The sequence below is a fragment of the Sorangium sp. So ce887 genome, from assembly GCF_051521455.1.
GTDB lineage: Bacteria > Myxococcota_A > Polyangia > Polyangiales > Polyangiaceae > Sorangium.
This window is the reverse complement of sequence record NZ_CP150354.1, coordinates 9,533,215-9,552,917: the sequence shown is the minus strand read 5'-3', so window position 1 is coordinate 9,552,917 and position 19,703 is coordinate 9,533,215. Positions and strand designations below refer to the sequence as shown.

General features: G+C 70.2%; 18 protein-coding genes and 1 pseudogene. 4 read left to right on the top strand and 15 right to left on the bottom strand.

The genetic code is table 11. The annotated features are described in order from the left end of the window. Positions 1-17: 17 nt before the first annotated feature. The 10 genes and pseudogenes from WMF36_RS35710 to WMF36_RS35665 form a co-directional block, all read right to left on the bottom strand. Complete coding sequence (locus WMF36_RS35710) at positions 18-368, bottom strand: 4Fe-4S binding protein (protein WP_437575284.1); 351 nt, start codon at positions 366-368, stop codon at positions 18-20. A 34-nt stretch (positions 369-402) separates the two neighbouring features. Then, positions 403-1,005 carry a hypothetical protein gene (locus WMF36_RS35705; RefSeq protein ID WP_437575283.1) on the bottom strand — a complete coding sequence of 201 codons (603 nt, stop codon included), beginning with the start codon at positions 1,003-1,005 and terminating at the stop codon, positions 403-405. A 335-nt stretch (positions 1,006-1,340) separates the two neighbouring features. After that, positions 1,341-1,595, bottom strand: coding sequence for an SEC-C metal-binding domain-containing protein (locus tag WMF36_RS35700; protein ID WP_437575282.1), 255 nt, complete (start codon positions 1,593-1,595; stop codon positions 1,341-1,343). Between the two features lie 487 nt (positions 1,596-2,082). After that, positions 2,083-2,940, bottom strand: a complete 858-nt coding sequence (locus tag WMF36_RS35695; protein WP_437575281.1) for a VOC family protein — start codon at positions 2,938-2,940, stop codon at positions 2,083-2,085. 5 nt (positions 2,941-2,945) lie between these two features. Further along, on the bottom strand, positions 2,946-4,061 hold the full coding sequence (gene arsB / locus WMF36_RS35690) for an ACR3 family arsenite efflux transporter (protein ID WP_437575280.1): 1,116 nt from the start codon (positions 4,059-4,061) through the stop codon (positions 2,946-2,948). 154 nt (positions 4,062-4,215) lie between these two features. Then, positions 4,216-4,428: pseudogene (gene arsD / locus WMF36_RS35685) on the bottom strand (arsenite efflux transporter metallochaperone ArsD); the annotation flags it as partial. A gap of 55 nt (positions 4,429-4,483) precedes the next feature. Further along, positions 4,484-4,831, bottom strand: a complete 348-nt coding sequence (locus tag WMF36_RS35680) for an ArsR/SmtB family transcription factor (protein WP_437575279.1) — start codon at positions 4,829-4,831, stop codon at positions 4,484-4,486. Positions 4,832-4,950: 119 nt separating this feature from the next. Next, on the bottom strand, positions 4,951-5,163 hold the full coding sequence (locus WMF36_RS35675) for a hypothetical protein (RefSeq protein ID WP_437575278.1): 213 nt from the start codon (positions 5,161-5,163) through the stop codon (positions 4,951-4,953). A gap of 629 nt (positions 5,164-5,792) precedes the next feature. Further along, positions 5,793-6,287 (bottom strand): cupin domain-containing protein, encoded by a 495-nt coding sequence (locus WMF36_RS35670; protein WP_437575277.1) that lies wholly within the window; start codon positions 6,285-6,287, stop codon positions 5,793-5,795. Between the two features lie 156 nt (positions 6,288-6,443). Next, a complete protein-coding gene (locus WMF36_RS35665; protein WP_437575276.1) occupies positions 6,444-7,517 on the bottom strand; it encodes an STAS domain-containing protein in 1,074 nt (357 codons plus the stop codon). A 447-nt stretch (positions 7,518-7,964) separates the two neighbouring features. Between WMF36_RS35665 and WMF36_RS35660 the strand changes: the two genes are divergently transcribed. Beyond that, positions 7,965-9,512, top strand: a complete 1,548-nt coding sequence (locus WMF36_RS35660; RefSeq protein ID WP_437575275.1) for a hypothetical protein — start codon at positions 7,965-7,967, stop codon at positions 9,510-9,512. Between the two features lie 130 nt (positions 9,513-9,642). Continuing rightward, positions 9,643-11,388, top strand: coding sequence for a hypothetical protein (locus WMF36_RS35655; RefSeq protein WP_437575274.1), 1,746 nt, complete (start codon positions 9,643-9,645; stop codon positions 11,386-11,388). A gap of 126 nt (positions 11,389-11,514) precedes the next feature. Here WMF36_RS35655 and WMF36_RS35650 read toward each other — a convergent pair whose 3' ends face one another. Then, complete coding sequence (locus WMF36_RS35650) at positions 11,515-12,954, bottom strand: RICIN domain-containing protein (protein WP_437575273.1); 1,440 nt, start codon at positions 12,952-12,954, stop codon at positions 11,515-11,517. A gap of 749 nt (positions 12,955-13,703) precedes the next feature. On the opposite strand from WMF36_RS35650, the gene WMF36_RS35645 reads away from it, so the two are divergent. Then, positions 13,704-14,471, top strand: coding sequence for a hypothetical protein (locus WMF36_RS35645; RefSeq protein ID WP_437575272.1), 768 nt, complete (start codon positions 13,704-13,706; stop codon positions 14,469-14,471). A gap of 52 nt (positions 14,472-14,523) precedes the next feature. Here the strand turns inward: WMF36_RS35645 and WMF36_RS35640 are convergent, their stop codons facing one another. After that, positions 14,524-15,210 carry a Mut7-C RNAse domain-containing protein gene (locus tag WMF36_RS35640; protein ID WP_437575271.1) on the bottom strand — a complete coding sequence of 229 codons (687 nt, stop codon included), beginning with the start codon at positions 15,208-15,210 and terminating at the stop codon, positions 14,524-14,526. A 56-nt stretch (positions 15,211-15,266) separates the two neighbouring features. Here WMF36_RS35640 and WMF36_RS35635 point away from each other — a divergent pair, with 56 nt between their 5' ends. Then, positions 15,267-16,286 carry a matrixin family metalloprotease gene (locus tag WMF36_RS35635; protein ID WP_437575270.1) on the top strand — a complete coding sequence of 340 codons (1,020 nt, stop codon included), beginning with the start codon at positions 15,267-15,269 and terminating at the stop codon, positions 16,284-16,286. 139 nt (positions 16,287-16,425) lie between these two features. Here WMF36_RS35635 and WMF36_RS35630 read toward each other — a convergent pair whose 3' ends face one another. From WMF36_RS35630 to WMF36_RS35620, 3 genes are all read right to left on the bottom strand, one after another. After that, positions 16,426-17,253, bottom strand: coding sequence for a hypothetical protein (locus tag WMF36_RS35630; protein ID WP_437575269.1), 828 nt, complete (start codon positions 17,251-17,253; stop codon positions 16,426-16,428). A 156-nt stretch (positions 17,254-17,409) separates the two neighbouring features. Continuing rightward, on the bottom strand, positions 17,410-17,898 hold the full coding sequence (locus WMF36_RS35625) for a hypothetical protein (protein WP_437575268.1): 489 nt from the start codon (positions 17,896-17,898) through the stop codon (positions 17,410-17,412). A gap of 344 nt (positions 17,899-18,242) precedes the next feature. Continuing rightward, positions 18,243-19,664 (bottom strand): IS701 family transposase, encoded by a 1,422-nt coding sequence (locus tag WMF36_RS35620; protein ID WP_437575267.1) that lies wholly within the window; start codon positions 19,662-19,664, stop codon positions 18,243-18,245. Between the last annotated feature and the right edge of the window lie 39 nt (positions 19,665-19,703).

The window sequence follows — 19,703 nt, the reverse complement described above, 5'->3', positions numbered from 1 at the left end:
CCGGCCCATGGGACCGGCTACCCCGCCCCGCGCGCCGGGACGAGCTGGATCGCCTTCTCCGGGCAGGCGACGACACAGAGGCCGCACGCCTGACACCGCGCCGCGTCCGGCGTCATCGCCGTCTTCCGGCCGTGGACGAGTGATTTGAGCTTGCCGCGCAGCGAGAGGGCCTCGAAATCGGCGCTCGCGATGCGGGCGACCTCGAAGACTTGATAAGGGCACACCTCGACGCAATCGCCCTTCGCCTCGCACCGGTTCCGGTCCACCACGGGACGGAAGGCGCCCGGCTCGGCCCGGCACTGCTCTCCCGGCCTGTCCCGGCGCGAGGCCGCGCGCCGCGCCTTCTCCTTGTTCAACGATTCTGCCATCTGCGTGCCTCCCACCGTCGCCCGCGCGGGGCGCTCAAAAGCAGCTCGATCGGGCCTCGAAGCGCGCCGCGTAGTTCGCCCCGAGGTCGCTGTCCCACAGGCCGTGGGACTCGGCGGCCACCTCGATGTCCCAGGCGTTCATGTGGCCGTACTCGTCGTAGGCCCAGAGGAAGAGAGCCTCCTCGACCGCGGTCGGCTCATTGCAGACCCAGGTGCCGCTCGAGCTCGGCGGGAGCGGCGCGCCGCCGCAGACGCGCAGGCCCGCGTCGTCGGGCGGCGGCGAGCACCACGCGCAGTCGCGGGGCGCGTTGCTGGCGAGGACGTAGGCGTCGCCGTGCGCGCCGGCGCTCGCCGGGAGGAAGGCGTCGCTGCCGTTCAGCCGGACGTAGAGGTTGATCTCGTGATCCGGGTAATGGGCGCGCAGGTAGCCGCGGTAGGCCACGGTGAGCTTCGCGGCGTCGCTCCGCACCGGATCCTGGATGAGCTCGAACGGGCCGGTGTGCACCGTCGCCGTGGGCCCGCAATAATCGTAGCTGGGCGGGTAGTTCGAGGCGGCGGCCTCGCCGGGGACGGCGGAGAGCGCGAGCGAGAGCGAGAGCGAGAGCGGGAGAGCAGCGGCGAGCGTCTTGCGGAACATGCGTGGACCTCCGAGGCGTGTCGGCGCCGGGGCGGCGCGCAGCGCTGTCGCGCGGGCCCGGCCAAGGGGGCTACCAGCTCCACCCACGCCGGTCAACGCGGCCCGGGCAGATGACCGCCGTCGCCATCGAGCTCGTCGGCGGCCGGCTGCTGAGGGCAAAGGCGCGTCGGCGAGCTCTTGTCCACCTGGCCGAGCTCTGGCGCCTCGCGGCCGCTTGAAGCCTCGGCGTCCGAGCGCTGGCGGCGCCGCATCATGTCACTGCCAGGCGCCATCGCATCGGGTAGGGTCTTCCTGTCTTGGACGTGTCCACACCCGCGAATCGGCGAGCGAGCCATTCACACCGCTCGCCTCCGAATCGGTGTCGGCGTGGGTCCCGTCGGCAGCTTCGGCTTGGTGCCGCCGGGCACCCTTGCGTGGGCCGCGGGACCATCCGGGTGACGCTCTTGCGTGTTCTCGACAGTTGCAGCCCGGCGCTCTGCAGCCTCGGCGGCGAACTGCGCGGCACGTTGGGCCTGGTCCTTGTCGAGGCAGCACTTCTTGTACTTCTGGCCCGAGCCACAGTGGCACGGGTCGTTTCTTCCCAGCTTCATGGTGATCTCCCGACGCGCGCGACGCTGCGCGGAAGGCCTCGGCGGCCTCACCGAAGGGGCTCGCGTGGGCGTGCCAGCGTCGCGCGCGCAACGTCACGCCCGTCGCGAGCGCAACGCTACGGTGGCGTCAGGGCCACGAGGGGAGCGCCCGAGTGTGCCGGCGGATGCGACGCCGCTGCCGGCGCGCGGTGCGCGCTCCCTTGCTGCAGGCTGGTTCCCGGCGCCATCGCCGCCGAGTGTACGGCATGGCTGGACAGTGATCAAGAACCACTGGACGTAGGGTCCTGTGCTCGGGACCTCTTCTCGGGGCCTGCCACCGCCTCGCCGATCGTTCGCCGGGGTACGCGCGAGGCACTCCGTAGCGAGTGGTCGAAGGCAACGGCAGAGTCGCTCACTCCGGTGAGCGCCGACCCATGACGGCGACGAGGAACGCGCTGCCCAGCAGCTCTCCCGTCACCGGTCGGAGCCAGGCGGGGCCGCGCATGCGCTACGCCAACGCCGTGGGTTCGAGGTTCTCCGGCTTCTCGGCGAGCTCGTCCGGCGTGAGCCGGGCGTAGATCTCGACGAGGTTGCCGTCAGGGTCCTCGAGCCACAGCTCGTGGAGCGGCGTGCCACGCCAAGTCGTGCGCGGCGGCTTGCTCACCGTCCACCCGGCGGCCGTCGCGAGCTCGTAGGACCGAACGACCGCGGCCTTGTCAGCGACGGCAATACCGAGGTGGTAGAGCGTGTCTCGGTGCAGCTCCTTGCCGTCGGCGACGACGAGCACGAAGTTCGTGTGCAGCTCCGGCCGAACGAAGGTCGCGTAGCGATGCGTCCACTCCTTCGGCTCGGCGCCGAGGAGCCAGGCGTAGAAACGCGTGCTCTTCGCGAGATCCTTCACGCGCACGCTGGCGTGGAGCTCCTGCGCCAGTGGCCCCTCGGGGAGGTCGAGCAGCGCGTCGAGCACCTCGAGCCTCGCCAGGATCTGGTCCCGTGCGGTCCGGAACCGTGTCAGCATCTCCTCGCGCGGGATCGACGGATCCTTGCTCGCCGGATCCTGAATGGGCCAGTGCAGCCGGCGCGCCTTGCCGAGGAAGACCGGGCAGACCTCCTCGGCGCAGAGGGTGATGACCGTGCCCACGGTGGTGGCGTCGATCGTCTGCACGGACTTCGAGTGGTGCGTCGTCAGTTCGACCCCGACCTCGCGCATCACCTCGATTGCGTACGGGTTCACCTTCGACGGCTCACTCCCCGCGCTCTGCACGGCGATGCGCGAGCCGAAGAGCTTGCGAGCAAGGCCCTCGGCCATCTGGCTGCGTGCCGAATTGGCGACGCAAAGAAAAAGGATCGTCTTGCCGGTGTTCATCGTGGTCAGGCCTTGCTCTCGGGAGTGCTCGGGCCGGCGCATGCGGGCGGTGCGACCTCGAGCGGGGTGTTGGGGAAGAAGCGCCTCTGCGCCCACAGGGCGACGTTCACGAGGCCGATGAGGACGGGCACCTCGACGAGAGGACCGATGACCGCCGCGAACGCCGCACCACTGTGAATGCCGAAGCTCGCGATCGCGACAGCGATGGCCAGCTCGAAGTTGTTCGACGCAGCCGTGAACGAGAGTGTCGCCGACTGCTTGTAGTCCGCGCCGACGCGCTTGCTCATGAAGAACGACACCGCGAACATCAGCACGAAGTAGATGAGCAGCGGCACCGCGATGCGAAGGACGTCGAGCGGCAGCTGCACGATGGTCTCGCCCTTCAGCGAGAACATCACCACGATGGTGAACAGCAGGGAGACGAGCGTGATGGGGCCGATGCGAGGCACGAACGCCTTCTCGTACCAGTCACGCCCCTTCGCGCGCACGAGCACCCGTCGCGTGAGGAACCCGGCGGCGAAGGGCACACCGAGGTAGATGGCCACGCTCGTCGCGATCTCGCCGATGCTGATGTTCACGACGGCTCCCTCGAGTCCGAGCCAGGTCGGCAGGAGCGTGGCGAAGAAGTACGCGTAGACCGAGAAGAACAGGACCTGGAAGATCGAGTTAAAGGCCACGAGCCCGGCGCAGTACTCGGTGTCGCCCTTGGCGAGATCGTTCCAGACGATGACCATCGCGATACAGCGCGCGAGCCCGATGAGGATGAGGCCGAGCATGTACTCGGGCTTGTCGCGCAGGAACACCACCGCGAGCCCGAACATCAGCAGCGGGCCAATGATCCAGTTCTGGACCAGCGACAGAGTGAGCACCCGCTTGTTGCGGAAGACCTTGCCGAGCTCCTCGTAGCGGACCTTGGCGAGCGGCGGGTACATCATCAGGATCAGCCCGGCCGCGATAGGAATCGACGTCGTGCCGACGCTCATGTTGTTGAGCGCAGTCGTGAAGCCGGGCGCGAGGAAGCCGAGGGCGACGCCCAGGCCCATCGCGAGGAAGATCCAGAGCGTCAGGTAGCGGTCGAGGAAGGAGAGCTTGCCGAGCAGGTCGGCGTTCGCGCTGGTCATGCGAGTTCAGTTCCTTGTGGTCGTGCGAGGCGTCCGTACCCGACTGCGCTGTCATGGCGCTGCCTCCGCGCTCACCTGGCCGGGCTCAGCGAAGAGATCGAGCCGGGCTTGTGCGGCCTTCGGTGCAGCCCACGGCACCACAGCCACACGCCACCTCGGTCCCGCGCGCGAGCGCCTCCTTCACGGCAGGCGTTCCGGCGAACGCGGACGGCTGCTGAGAGAGGTTATAGCGCTCGACGGTGACGCCCTGCTTCTGAAGCCAGTCGACGTCGGCGGCGAAGCGGGCCAGCTCGGGATCGACGCTCGGTCCACAGACGCCGGTGGAACAGCACATGGCGGGGTCGAACACGCGGAGGGTCACGGACATGGGAACTTCATTTAGTTAATCGTCGATGAACGATAATATGGACGTGCGACGGCCATCAGAGCCCCCCGACGAGGGCCTTCAGACGCCGGAGCGCCCGGGGCTCGATGCAGTAACAGACGCGGGGGCCGTCGACGTCGCCGCGGATGAGGCCGGCCTCCTTGAGCACCTTCAGGTGCTGCGAGACCGTCGACTGCGCGAGCGGCAGCTCGTCCACGATGTCGCCGCAGACGCACGCGTTCTTTCGGATCAGGATACGCACGATCTTCACGCGCGCCGGGTGTCCGAGCGCCTTCGACAGGCTGGCCAGCTCCTCGTCGGCCTCGTCGCCCTCGATCGGCCGGAGGTCTACCTGCTCGCGCGCAGGCGGACAGCAGCGGTCGGTCGCCTCTGGCGTCGTTCTCATCGTAAGGTGACGATAGGAGATGATGCGCCCTCTGTCAATCGGCGGATTTCACCCCTGGTCGTCGCCGTGAGGCGCTCGGGCGTCGCGTCGAGGAGGGGACGGCCCGGCGCGGGGTAGCCTCAGGCGAGGCCAGGCCGCGCGAAGCGGAGCGCGACGGGGCGCAGCCCGAGCGCGACGTGCACGAGCGCCGTGAGCACCGCGCCCGGGAGCAGGTTGAGCGCGATGGCGTGCGTGAGCGCCGGGAGCGCGATCGTCCTCGGTGCGAGGAGTCGATAGGCCGTGAGCAGCTCGCGACGGACGGCCGTCGCGGCAGCATCTAGAACGCCGATCACATTGAAATTCCGCTAAAATCGACTCATGGGAAGAGGACCGCAAGGGGCGCAAGGGGGGAGAAGAATATAGTTCTATCTCTGTTCCCTTGCGCCTCTCGCGCCCTTGCGGTCTCTCGTCTGACTGGGTGCCGTGCCCTTCCAGCGTGCTCCTCGGCGGCTCCGACGGGTGCCACAATCTGTTGAATTTAGCTGAATTTTAACCTGTTCGGCGTTCTAGTACTACAGCCGCACGTCGCGGAATCTCCGCGGATTTCGATGAGCGGGCGGACGATCGTGACGCTTGGCTCCTCCGCACACGGATGGAGCCCAGCTCGTTCGGTGCTCACCGACGTGCGGCTGTAGTACTAGGCGGCTGGGCGGGCGATCGGGACAACTGCTTGCGCCGGCGTGCAAGCGTGTGGGGGGAGGTGGTCCCGCGCCCGCGGAACCGGAGGCGGGCTTGACGGGCGACGAGGGCTCCCTTGCCGCCGCGCCCCCCGGGCACGCGCTGGCCCGGAGCGGCGCTACCAACCCCCCGCGGTGGACACTGGCGCTCCCGAAGGCGGCCGGTTGGGCCCGCGTTGGGCCACACCTCGCTTCACGGCCTGCCGGGGAGCTCACATCGCCCATCGATTCGACGGGAGGCGCGTTCACCGGCGCGCCGTGTCCCACTCGGGGCTGCTCAGGAAGTACGTATCGTAGAGCTCCTGCACGTCGCGCAAGGTCTCGGGCGGCTCCTCGCCTTGCGCGATACGCGTGAGCTTGCGGAAGTACTCGAAGCGCTCGACCCCTGGGGTGATGACGATCAAGAGCTCCGCGCTCTTGCCGCGCGCGGCCGCGAAGGCGTGGGCGACCCGGGGCGGGACCACGAGGAGATCGCCCCTCTCGGCCGTCACGATGTCGCGCCCCGAGAGGACCTGCACGGCGCCGTCGAGCACGTAGAACATCTCGGCCGAGCCGTCGTGGCGGTGTGGCCGCGCGCCGTCCGCGTCCTTCGCGAGCGTCACACGTACGGTGGAGAGGGCTCCGCCCGTCGCGCTGCTGTCCGCGAGGAGCTGGATCTTCGCGGTGGGGGAGCCGACGACCTCCGCGTCGGAACCCCGAGCCACGACCGACCGATCGAAGCCAAGCTGGATGATCGACATGCCGCCCAGTGAAGCACCCGAGGGAGGGTGCGCTCACCTGGAAAAAAGTGCGTAGCGCTCCCGCGGGTCGCGGCGCGGAGGTGGCCCTTCGATGGCGGGTAAGTTATCGAGTCGAGGTCGCTTCTTCAGGAGGGGGGATCGCGCAGGGACCCACCGTCACCCGAGGCGGGATACAGCGCCGGAGCCTGCGGCCATGCACGCCTTGAGGCCCTCCTGGAGGTTGCGCAACGTCACGATCCGCTCGAGGTCCATGCCCAGCGACACGACGGTCTGCGCCACCGCGGGTCGGATGCCGGTCACCACCACGCGGGCGCCGAGGAGCTCCACCGCGCGCACGATGCGGATCAGGTGATCGGCCGTGCCCGTATCCACCGCATCGACCGCGGTCAGATCCAGGATGACGTGGCGCGTCTGGCTGTCGACGATCGCGCCGAGCAGCCGCTCCATCATCGCGGACGCGCGCTGGCTGTCGAGCCCCCCCATGACAGGGACGGTGAGCACGCCGTCCCACACCTGGATGATCGGCGCCACCATCGCGCAGAGCGCCGACTCCTGCTGCTCGATGAGCTGCAGCTTCTCGCGCAGCGCGAGCTCGGTCCGCTCCCGCTCGGCGACCTCCTTCTTGAGCGTGGCCAGCGCGACAGCCAGATCCGTGCTCGTGGCCTGATCCGTCTCGAGGAACGCTACCAGCCGCGCCTCGACGGTCTCGTCGGTCGGGCGGACCAGGAACTCGTCGTACTCCGCGCCCTTCGCCGCGAACGCGGTCTGCTCGGCCCAGCAAGGGACCCCGAACAGGCGCTCGGTGATGCCGGCCAGCTTGCCGGCTGTCATCGAGCTCCCCCAGCTGACCCCCAGCGCGCGCTGGTAGATCGACTCCCAGTTGTTGAAGGTGCGATACCGGGCCTCACGGCGCTCGCGGTCCAGCGCGACGAACTCCCATCGTCCCCAGCCGGACGGCCTGCAGATCTCGCTGAGCCGAAGGAAGCCCTCCTCGAAGGTCGGCTGCGTGCTGATGATGGACCAGTCGCCGTCGACGCTCCGCCGTCCCCCGAGCTGGAGACACAGATTGAAGCGGTCGACCCCCACCATCGCCACCATGCCCGACATCAGGTCGGCCACCGAGCTCGGGATCCACATGCTCAGGGTGGGCATTCCGGCCCACTGATTGATGCCGTTTTCCAGGTCCCATTCGATGTCGAAGCCAGCGATTGTTATTCGGGGATTTGTCATGGGCTCACGGGGCGGCGTGATCTGGCTCGGAGACGAGGCGCCGCTTGCGTCGCGAATCGCCGCCGCAGATGCTCCTTGCCTCACGTGCGCCGGAGCGGCAAGCACGAGCGTCACCGCGCATCGCAACTCCGCGTCGAGCGCGCTCCGAGCGCGTGCCGGCTGATGTCCTGGCCTGGCGGCAGGATGTGCCCTCCGGAGGCGAGCCGCCGGCCACAGCGAGCTGGGCCGGTTCGCGGCGACCTGGGTCGGGCCGCGCCGCGTCGCGCAACCCGGGTCGGGTCGCGACTACCGCGATCGCAGAGCCGCGGTTCACGCGGAAGAGCGCCGAGGAAACGGCGTTGCAGGCGGGCGCCCGACACTTTGCTCGTCTGCTGTCGTCGAATGTTTCCGTTGACGCTGGGGCGCGCGTTTCTGTATCACCGTGTGATGAGATACGCTTCGATTCTCTTGGGGGCTCTCTCACTCGGCCTCTCGCCGCTCTCCGCGAGCGCGCTTGTCACGCAGCCGAACGGCGCCGTGATGCCGCGGGACTCGATGAACCGAGAGATCCAGCTCTATACGCTGTTCGCCGACCGGGGAGAGGCGATCGACTACCAGGCGGATGGGAACACCACGCCGTCCACCTTCTCGCCGCTCTGCGGCTTCACGGCGGAGCTCGTGCTCACCCAGACCGGGGCTCGGCTCGGGGTCGGCTGGTACAACGTCGACCCCGCTGCCGCGGCGCCGCCGGCGCTCGATGACATCCACGAGATCGTCCCCGCCGGCGCCCCCGTCGGCACCCTCGTCACCGCCGCGGATATCCGGAGCGATCCCGCCTATGCGGGCGGGCAGATCGGCTTCGCGCTCATCGGCTCGCAGATTCATTACTCCGAGCAGCGGTGGAATCAGGTGTGCACGGGCTGCGCCCCGCCCGGCCCCTGGGTCACCGCGGTCATCTATACCTCGGTGGTCACGCCGAACGCGTTCTACGTCGCCTTCGAGGACGGCAGCGTCGGCCCAAACCCCGGCGACTTCAACAACGACGGCGATTACAACGATTACGTCTACTTCTTCAGCGGCCTCACCTGCGCCGGAGGCGGCGAGCCGTGCGAGACCGGGCTGCCCGGCGTGTGCGCGCCGGGGTTGACCCAGTGCGCGGCGGACGGGCTCACCTGCCAGGGGCTCGTGCCCTCATCGCAGGAGGCCTGCGATGGGCTCGACAACGACTGCAACGGCACCACCGACGAGGGCGAGCTCTGCCCGACGGATCAGGTCTGCGACCGGGGCGTGTGCGTGCAGGCGTGCACCAGGGGTGAGTTCGGGTGTCCGTCGGAGAAGGAGTGCAATGCCGCGGGGTTCTGCGTCGATCCAGCCTGCGTCGAGGTCGTCTGCGACGCGGGGCAGGTGTGCATCGGCGGGGAGTGCCGCGCGCCTTGCGATGGAGTGCAGTGCCCCTTCCCGGCGGTGTGCCGGGTCGGGGTCTGTGTCGACCCGTGCACCAACGTGACCTGCGAGAGCGGCGCGGTCTGCGACGGCGGCGTGTGCAAGCCGAGCTGTCCCTGCACGCCGTGCCCGGGCGGAAGCGCGTGCGAGGAGGCGAGCGGGCTTTGCAGGGCGCCGGCCTGCGTCGACGTCGCGTGTCCGCCCGGCCAGCGCTGCGACGCCGGGGCCTGCGTGGACTCGTGCGCTGGCGCGGTGTGCCCGAGCGGGCAGACCTGCGCCGGCGGCGCCTGCGTGGACGACCCGAGCACGACAGCGGGCAGCGGGGCCGGCGGCTCGACGGGCGCGGGCCTGGACGTCGGCGCGGGCGGCGGCACCACGGGGCCGGCAGGCAGCGGCGGCGCGGGTGGTAGCGGCGGTACCGGCGGCGGCTCCGGCGGGGCCGCCGCGGACGGCGCCGGCGCGGACGGCGGCTGCGGCTGCCGCGTGGCCGGCGCGCGGGGCTCGCTCGGGGCGCCGCTCGCGGCGATCGCGCTCGTGCTGGCCGGCGCGCTCCGCCGGCGGCGGGGTGCCTAAGAGCGACGACCTGCGTCACGGCCTGGGCCTGCAAGGCCGGCGCGTGAGAGCAGATGCTCGACTGCACGGAACCGTGAGCCCCGAGCGGATCCCTGCTTCATCTCGCCCACGCATGCCCCATGATGGCGCCATGCTCCGCTTCCCGCGCGCCCTCTGGATCGCGTTGGCGCTCGCGATACTCCTCCCGCTCCCCTCCCTCTTCGCCCAGCTCTACACGGACGACCAGATGATGGTCCTCCGCCTCGAGGGCACGATACCCTCCCCGGTGCCGGGCCCCTTTCATCTCTACACCTTCGCGGACGGCTCGGCGGAGCAGCGCGCCCAGCTCTTCGGCGGCGGCACCTTCCCCTGGTGGACCCTGCCCGAGCTTCGCCTCTCGTTCTTCCGCCCGCTCTCGAGCGGCCTGCTCGCGCTCGACCACGCGCTCGCCGGCCGCAACCCGCTGCCCTACCACGTGCACTCGATGGCCTGGTACGCGGCCGCCGTGCTCGCCGCGGCGCTCCTCTTCCGGCGCCTCCTCCCCGAGCGAACGGCCGCCGTCGCGGCCCTGATCTTCGCGATCGCCCCCGCCCACTGGATGGCCGCCGGCTGGCCCTCGTCGCGCCACGTCGCGATCGTCGGCGCGTTCGGCCTCAGCGCGCTCGCCCTCCACCTCCGCGCCCGCGAGGGCGACGATCGCCGCGCCGCGATCGGCGCCCTCGCCTGCGCCGCGATCGCGCTCCTCGCCGGCGAGGCCGCGCTCGGCGTCTTCGCCTACGTCTTCGCCTACGAGCTCCTCGGCCGCGACGAGCCGCTTGCCCGCCGCGCCCGCGCCTTCGCCCCCTGGGTCGCGCTCGCGCTCGTCTACGCGATCACCTACAAGGCGCTCCACTTCGGCGCCTACGGCTCCGGCGGCTACCTCGACCCCATCACCGAGGCGTCGACCTTCCTGCCCGCGCTCCCCGTGCGCCTCGCCGTCTTCGCCGAGGCCGCGCTGCTCGGCGTCCCCTCGGAGGTCTCGGCCCTCAACCCCCGCGCCGCGCGCGTCCTCGCGACCCTCGGCGTGCTCGCGCTCGTCGCCTTCTCCTTGCTCCTCCGCCGCGCGCTGCGGCGCATCGCGCCCGAGCACGCGCGCACCCTCCGCTGGCTGCTCGTGGGCGCCGTGCTCGCGCTCCTCCCCGGAGCCGCGGGCATCCCCGGCGATCGCGTCCTCTTCCTCCCCAACCTCGGCATCCTGGCCGCGCTCGCCACGGTCCTCCTCCACGCCGGCCGCGCTCAGGACGAGCGCGCCCTCGCCGCAGCCCCCGCGCGCGCCGGCGTCGCCCTCTTCGGCCTCACCCACGTCGTGCTCGCCGCGCCGGTCTTCCTCTTCGGCATCATGCACCTCACGACCACCTCGAAGACCGCGCTCGACGTCCTCGCCCGCGCCGAGATCCCTCGACGCGAGGGCGTGCGCGTCCTCGGCATCGGGCTCTCGGATCCGCTCGTCGGCATGTACCTCGCGTCCGGGCTCCAGGTCGCGTTCAAACCCCCGCCCGCGACCGTCGATCTCCTCAGCATGGCGGGCTACGACCACCGCGTCCGCCGCGTCGACGCCCGCACCCTCGAGATCACGGTCGAGGGCCGCCTCCTCGACGGCGCCTTCGAGAACGTCGTCCGCGCCAAGCGCCACCCCCTCCGCGCGGGCGACGTCGTCCCGCTCGGCGCCTGGTCGGTTCGCGTCCTCGCCGACGACGCAGGTCAGCCGACCCGCTTCGCCGTCACCTTCGATCGCGACCTCGAAGACCCCTCGCTCGCCTTCCTGCATTGGAAGGACGGCGGCCTCCGCGCCCTCACCCCTCCACCGATCGGCGGTGAGGTCCTCCTCCGCCACGAGCCGGGCCCGATGGGCATGTAGACATCACTCGATCCAGCAGAGCGACCCCGACGCGCCGCCGTCGATCGCATGATCCCTGCACGCGTCGCACGTCTCCGCGCCCGTTCCACCCAAAGCGGTGCGAGAGGAGCTCGACCTCTACCGCCGTCACGGATTGAAGTACGGATCGTTCGCCATGCGCACGAAGGCGTCCAGCGACTCGGTCGACGAGCGGATGCGCCAGTCCGTCTCCTTGTTGACGTCGAACCAGATGACGCCCTTGATCAGGGGGTAGTCGGAGCGCAGCGTCGGAATCATGCTGTCGATCCACTGCGCCTTGTTGCCACCGGACTGGGCAGATGCCATCTCGCCGATCATGATCGGCTTGCCCTTCGCCGCGAGCTTCGGATAGATGTTCTTGAACACATCGCGGAAGCTCTGCCAGCCGCCTCCGCCGGAGGAGCCCCAGTTGTACCCGTCGACGCACGTCCAGTCCACGTAGTCGTCGCCCGGGTAGTAGCCCATCGCCTGGTTCCACGCCTGGCGCGGCTCATCCGTCACGTTCGGGCACCAGACCCACACGATGTTGTCCGCAGACCGGAGCGCGTCATGCACGTGCCGGTAGGCCGCGATGTACTTGTCGGGGCTTTTTCCGTTCTGCGCACCACCCCAAGGCGACCAGTCGCCGTTCATCTCGGCACCGAAGTCGACGAAGAACTTCTTGCCGAGCGCCTTCGCGTCGCGCGCTCGCTGCGCGAGCATCGCGTCGTGAGAGCCGTTGATGATCTCGTCGAGGGGGGTGTCGAAGACCTCCCAGTTGACGAACGGGGTGCGACCTGCGTTCAGATCGGCCTTCGTCTCGCTGCCCACCCAGTTGTGGGTGAAATCGTAGTACGTCAGATGCAGCTTCAGCGTCCGCCCGAGCCTGGCGCTCGTCTGGGCGATGCTCCCGTCGCCGTAATACTGCCCGAGCCACGCGCCCGACGCCGGAACGAGGATCTCGTCCCCGCCCGGGGTCGGAGGCGGGGGCGGGGGCGGGTCGGTGGTACCGCCGTCCACCTTGTCGAAGGTCCATCGCTGGTTGGTACCGCCGCGCCACGGCCACTGGATGATCGCGGTCCCGTTCGCCGTGCTGCTCCGGTAGAGATCCAGAGCCATGTCGGTGTGCCCCGCATGGACGCTGATGTCGTTGCCGCCCCGGTTCACGAAGGTGAACTGCTGGTGCCCTCCCTCGACGTAGTCCCATTGGCGGAGCGCGGCGCCTGCGTCGAGGCTACCGTCCGTGACGTCGAGGACCTTCCCGCTGCCGACGTTCGCGATCTTGAAGAGGTCGCCTCCAACGCTGGAGACCCGGAACTTCTGCGTATCCGTTCCGTTGCAGGACCGCGCCTCCACCCTGGCGCCGTTCTCCTTGCTGCCCCCGGCAATGTCGAGGCACTTGCGGCTCCTGACCGACTTGATCACATACGTGCCATCCGAGACGTTCGACACGACAACCGGGTTGCTGTCGTTCTGCACATCGTCAGGGAGCCCCTCGTCACCAGCGACCCCGCACGCGCCCAGCAGCAGAAAAAGAGAGCCGTATCCAAGTGTTTGCAATGTTGTCATAAGCTTCTCCAAGCTAGCGACCAGGAGATGCGCCCTATCGCATCAATTCAAATCATCGTCGATGTCCGTCCTGAGCTACCTGCGACCAGCGCGGGCCTGCTGCTTCCCGTCCAGCTTGAGGTGCGACACCAGGCGACCCCACGCGACGCGACCCCACGCGACCACCGATGGAAATTGTCACATCCGGACGAATACGACAGTTCCATGGTTGTACCAGTCACATGTTGATTGGCAATCATAAAATCGACGTTCGACTCTCACATTGCAATTGCTTACAATGTTGACGCCAAATGCCTTCGTCGCCATCCCGCAAAGCATCGCGTCACGCAGCTCGAAATTTACAGAATTCACGCTCGTTCTTGCAGGAATCTGCAGGAAGGAGACCCGGCGGGAACGGCGCGGGCGCGCGAGAAGGACCGGAGGGCGCGCTGGCCGGCGAGCCGCTCGGTGGGCCGTTGGCCGTCCGTGAAGCGGCCAGACGACGTGGTGGAGCACATTTCACGACCTGTCCTCGCTCCCGCCGTGACACGGTGGTCGAGAGGAGCCGGGGGGGTGCCATGTTCGCACGCGACACGCAGCGAATCGTGAGTCGTCCCCAGGCGAGCAGCTCCGCGAAGCCAGCAGCGCCGCACGCGACTCCGCGCCCGCTCGACTTGCACGATGCGCTCTCGGGCCTCACCGCACCGTCCACGGCGCAGTGACCTCAGGTGGAGCTCCTCTCCGGCAACCGGTCATGGCATAGTGCGCGCATGAATCGTCGACTGCTTGGCTCAGCTCTCTTCGCACTCCTCCTCGCTGCCTGCGGCGACGACACCGAGGCGCCGCCCGGGAGCGGCGGCGCGGGCGGCGCGGGCGGCGCGGGCGCAAGCTCGACGGGGGGCGGCGGGGGCGGGGCGCCGGTCGTCTGCGGGGGGAGCGCGGGAGCGACCTGCGGCGAGACGGAGTACTGCGACACCCGCGAGACGGCTGACGACGCGTGCCCCGGAGAGGCGCAGGGCGTGTGCGTCCCCCGGCCGAGCCTCGGGGACTGTCCCGAGGACTGCCCGGGGGTCTGCGGGTGCGATCAGCGCGTCTATTGCAATGCGTGCCTGGCGCACGCGGCCGGGATGAACGCGTCGGAGGATACGTCCTGCGCCAGCGCGGACTACGTGGTCGGCGCGCACGATAGCGTTTACGTGCACCACGCCGATCTGGAGGCGGACCGGTGCCTGACGCTCTACCTCGCCTGGCCGACCGAGAGCCCTCCGCACTTTGCGGCCGTCGAGCTCCCGGAGCTCTGGGCCTTGCTCAGCGTGTCGCTCACCGGGGAGATGCGCGACTGCACGCAGCCGCGCACGCCGGACGCCGACGGGCTCCACGACGTGACCGGCGCCGCCGGCACCATGTCGTGGGAGTCCGAGCCGGTCACCGGCATCCCGTGCATCATCGACATGGACATCACCGCCACGCTCGACGGGGAGCCCGAGACCGAGCGCTTCGAGGCGACCGGCGTGGTCGTCGACAACACGTGCCTGTAGCGTGCGCCGGCCGGGCCGCCGAGCCGTTCGGGCGGGGGGAGACGCTCGACCTTCAGGTCGAGCTGCGTTGTCGACGTGCCGCGATCGACATCGCCGCGGGGGGCTCGGCGCCCGCGCCGGCCGCGGCCGCGGCCACGCCGGCGGCGATGCCCTCCCAGTGGCTGCCCTTCCACAGGACCTTGTCGCAGCGCTCGCAGCGCCAGAACTCGTCGTAGCGATCCGCCACCCTCCCGGGCACCGCGCCGCGCACCGTGTCCTTCGGCGCGGCCGCGAGCGCGCCGCCGCACGCCATGCACCGCGGATCCCGCACGCGCAGCCCGAGCTCCCGCAGCACGAAGCCCGCCTGCTCCATCGGCCGCAGCCCGCGGGGCACGTACAGCCCGCGCACGGCCGCCGTGCGCAGGGGGCGCCGGTCGAACACCCCCGCGTCGGAGCTCAGCAGCACCCGGCCGGTCTGCTGCGCGAGCCGCACGAGATCGCCGTCGTCGATCCCGTGCTCGAACGTCGCGTCGTACCCCGCGCCGCGAAGCCAGCGCGACAGGCCGCCGAGCATCGCGTCGCACAGGAAGCTCGGCGCCGCCGCCCCGTCCTGGGCCGGATCCGCCCCGTCCTGGGCCGGATCCGCCCCGTCCTGGGCCGGATCCGCCCCGCCGCCCTCCTCACCCACGAGCACGCCCCATGGGCTCAGGATGGCGCCGGGCCCGCGGGCGGCAAGGGCGCCCGGCCGCGAAATCCCCACGCCCCCGCCGCGGGCTGGTACCGTCGCCGTACGGTCAAGCGATCGTGGAGGAGTCGATGTCGACGAAGAGTGCGAGGTGCCTTTGCGCGGCTGCCGCGTTCGCCGCGCTGGCGAGCGCGCAGCAGGCCTCGGCCTACTGCCGCTCGAACACCTGCAAGGTCTCGGAGCTCTGCCTGCAGGACGACCTGCCGGTCGGCTATTGCAAGCCGCTCCGCTGGAAGGGCAGCTGCATCGGCTTCAGCGTCCAGGAGGACGCGTCGAGCGAGATCTCCTACCAGGAGACCTCCGACGTGCTCGATGCCGCGTTCAGGACATGGCAGGAGGCGCCCTGCGACGGGGGAACCCCCGGCTTCCGCGTGCAGAACCTCGGGCCCGTGAGCTGCAGCGCGGTGGAGCTGAACGCGAGGGACGGCAAGACCCGGGTCGTCGACGGGCTCGTGCCGGGCAACGCCAACGTGGTCGCCTTCCGCGACCTGGGCTGGCTCGCGGCCGCGGGGCACAGGAGCGAGATGCTCGCGCTCACGACGGTGCAGTTCGACAAGAACACAGGTGATCTCTGGGGCGCCGACATGGAGATCAACACCGATCTCTACAACTTCACCGTCGGGGACGACTCCGCGGCGCCGAGGGAGGACCTCCTCGCCATCGTCACGCACGAGGCCGGGCATTTCCTGGGCCTCGACCACTCCCTGGCCGGCCCGGAGGCGACCATGCACGACCGCTACGAGCGGTCGGATCCGATGAACTTCCGGACGCTGCACGCGGACGACATCGCGGGCATCTGCCAGATCTACCCCCCTCGGGATCTCTCCACGTCGGAGTGCAACCCCATCCCTCCCCACGGGTTCTCGCCGGAGTGCGCGGCGGACCAGCAGATCACCTGCGGCATGGCGCCGCCCGCCGGCCGCCGCCCGGGCTCAGGCTCGGGGTGGCGCGCCGCGCTCGCCGCCGTCGCGATCGGCGCCGCCGCCTGGCTCCGCGCCGGCGCGCGCGGCCGGCGCGCGGAGCCCCGGCGGGGGCGCTCCGCCGGCGGCCACGGCGCGGCGCCGCCCGGGCCGCGGCGGGAGAGCGCGTAGGCGACCCCCGCTCCAGCGCCCGCTTCCCGGGAGCGCGGTCACCTCGCCGGCGAGCCGCCCGCTGGTGCGGTCGATGGAGAGGGGCATCGGCAGGAGCTCGAAGAGCGCCGCGAACGGGACGCGGGGCCCGCTCGCCGCTCTACGCTGCCCTGGGGCGCTCCACGCGGAGCTCGGTCCAGGGCGAGGTCTGCTCGGCCAGGGTGCGGTAGGCGAGCGCGGCGGCGCCGACGAAGAACAGCGCGAGCGCGGCCGTGCCGACGCCGATGCCGCCGGCCGGGCCGACAGCGCCGAAGACGCTCGCGTGGAACGCCCGGAAGAGGCCGAGGTGCAGCGCCGTGAGCGCCGCGCCGAGCGCGAGCGCCCAGGCGCGGTGGAAGCGCGCGCGCCGGGCATGGCGCGCGATGACCGTCTCCGAGGAGACGCAGAGGCTGCCGTACGTGGGCGCCCGGAGCACCCAGGCCCGCGCGGCGTCGCGGTACCCCTTGCCGGCGGCGCTCGCGTCGATATCGCGGCGCACCGAGCCCGCGATGTAGATCGCGTCGCCCGGGCGGACCTCGGACAGGTAGACGGGCACGCCGTCGCGGCGCGCCGGGACGAAGGTCGTGTCGAGGTTCAGCCGGCTGCACACCGGCTCGACGCGCACGGCGGCGCCCGAGGGGAGCCGGAGCGAGAACGCGCGCGCCCGGGTGTGCCACGCGCCCGGCGCGGCGCCGGCCCGGCCGCTGCACGGGATCTCGACCGCGATCACCGCCTCGTCCGGCGCGGCGTCCTCCGCGACGACCTCGCCGCGGAGGAGGGCGAACCCCTCGCGCATCGCGCCGGGCGAGGCCGAAGGGCTCCGCGCGTACGCGGCGATCTGCGAGCGCCGCTGGTGGTGAAGGCAGCGCCCGATCGCGATCGCTACGGCGGCGCCCAGCACCACCCCGGCGACGCCGTAAACGATGAGGAGACTCGCGACGAACCCCATCGCGGCAGACTAGACGTGCGGCCCCGGGGCGTCGAGCTGGGCTGTTCGGGAGAGACAAGGTTCCTTGCGCGAGCCGCCTCTCTCCTGGAAAAATGACGCGTATCAACAACTTATCCTTGCATCGCAGGCGCCGCGTTCGTGCCACGGCCTGCGGGCCTACGGCCGCCCAGCACAGGCTTCGTCGCTGTTCCATCGGGGGCGCACCAGCCGCTCGCCGGTCGCAACCGTGCCTCGCGCGTCGGTCACCACCCCCCTGAGCTGGAGCGGTTGGCCGATGGCACAGGCGGGCTCGCGGAGGACGGCCGGCCATCCGATGAACTCGCACTGGCCGTCCTCGCGCTCCGTGAGCGCGATCCTTCCCCGGCTGGTCGTCGCCGAGGAGGGGTCGCCGATCACGGTGGTCGTGACCTCGAGCTCGACGCCCTCGGGCTCCAGGCCGAGCGTCCGGACGCTGGTCCACAGGTGCCAGCCGCCCTGCGCGCCGTGGGCGAGCTCGACCTCCTGGCCGTCGGCCAGCGGCTCGAACTGCCACTCACCGGTGCCGAGCTCGGCGATGCCCTGCGCCGGCGGCTCGTCCCCGCCGGCGCAGCCAGGAGCGAGCGCCAGGAGCACGACGAGACCGGCGGCGGAGGTCGAGCAGGTCACGGCGCGGACTCCTAGACTAGAACACCCATCATGTTGAAACCGGGAGAAATTTCACAGGGAGGCGGGGAGGCGGGGAGGAAGAAAAAAAGAATCTCTCCCTCTCGCCGTCTCTCGCTCCCCGCCTCCTCGCCTCCCTGTGAAATTTCTGCTTTTTTTCGGGGTTTCAACCCGTTTGTCGCTCTAGTACTACAGCCGCGGTTAGGGAGCCCGGGCTCGGGCAAGCGGCCGGGTGCGGCGGCGCCGGTAGCAACAGGCGCGAGCCTGGGCGCGTTTTCGGCGTCGCCACCTCGACCATGCCCAGCGGAACTCGGGCGAATGGGCGGGCAGCGGAAGCACCAGCTCCATCAGGCGACGGACTTCGGGAATGCTCCAGGGCGCCAGCGTCGGCGGACCGTCGCTTTCTTCGGGCGCGGCAGGCTTTTTTCCCCCGACGCGTCAAGCGCCGTCTCCCGCATGGACTTGGCCTTCTTCCCCGGCCCCGGGCGCGCCGCTTTGGGCACGAGCTCGGGGTTCATCGCCGGGGCGTACGGGAAGGCGCCTTCCGCGGGAAGCTTCGCGCGTACGAAAGCCAACCACGCAAGGGCCATCATCCCGAGCGTGATGTACCGATGCCAGCTCGGCCATGAGCGGACCTCGTAGTGGTCGAGGCCGACGTCATCCTTCGCCTCCTCGAAGCACTGCTCGATCGTGTAACGCGTGGAGGCCACGTGCGCGAGCGTTGTCAGCGGCGTGTCGGCTTCGGCGTTGGACAGGTAGTAGGCCACGTCCGACGGCTTCGAAACAGAGCGGCGGGCCAGTAGCCAGACCTCGTCGGCCGGCAAGCGCCGACGGCTGTCGACGACGCGCGCGCGGGCCCAGTCGTACTCGATGGGTCCCTTCTCGCCCTGATGGACGGCAAGGCGATGCCATTGCTGCGGCGACCACTGCGCCGCCACCTTTGCCACGGTGGAGGCGTGTGGCGCGCCCGGTGCAAGACGAGGGCGCGTGCGGAGCGGACCACGAGGGTGTTCGCGTTCGGTAGGGGGTTCCGCGACCTCGGGTCGCTCGGGCCACACCGGCGTGCTCGAGACGACCGCGAGAACATACCGATGGCCCTGCGCGGCGATGCCGTCGCGAAGCACGGGGTCGTCCCCGTAGACTTCATCGCCGGCGACCCACGCCATCGGTACACCTCGCTGCCAGGCGCCATGCAGCATCTGCATCGCCAGCTGCGGCTTGGTCTGGAACGCGACATCCTCCGGAACGTGAGCGTCCTGCCTCCGCTCCGGATCGCTGCACCACGCTTCTGGCAAGTAAAGACGACGATCAAGGATCACATGTCCACGTGGGCCATTGTAGCTGAGGAACACACCGATCTGGCAGTTCTCGATCTTGCCTGCCGTCCCGCTGTATTGCCGCGCCACGCCGACGGACTTGGTGCCTTTCTTGAGGAAGCCCGTTTCGTCCAGTACGCCGATGCCCTGCGGATCGCCGAACTGCTCGATCGTGAAGTCCATCAGGAGATCGCGCGCCGCATCCGCGCTCCAGTCCGCACTGTACAGCAGCCGCTGCACGCGATCGGGCGTCGGGTCCCCGATGGCCTCGGCCAGCTGCCAACCGTTCCGCCGCGCTGCCGGACCCATCAGCGAGCGCACGTACTTGATCGCCTGCTCGCGCGGCTCGCTGCGCGCGAACAGCGCCGCAAATCGCGCGTGAAAGGCCTCAAAATCTGCTGCCAACGCGTCCCACGCGGCCGCTGCTGGCAGCTCGCTTGCCCCCGGATCCATGGCCGGATCCTGGGTCCAACCAGATCGATGTCGAGGTGC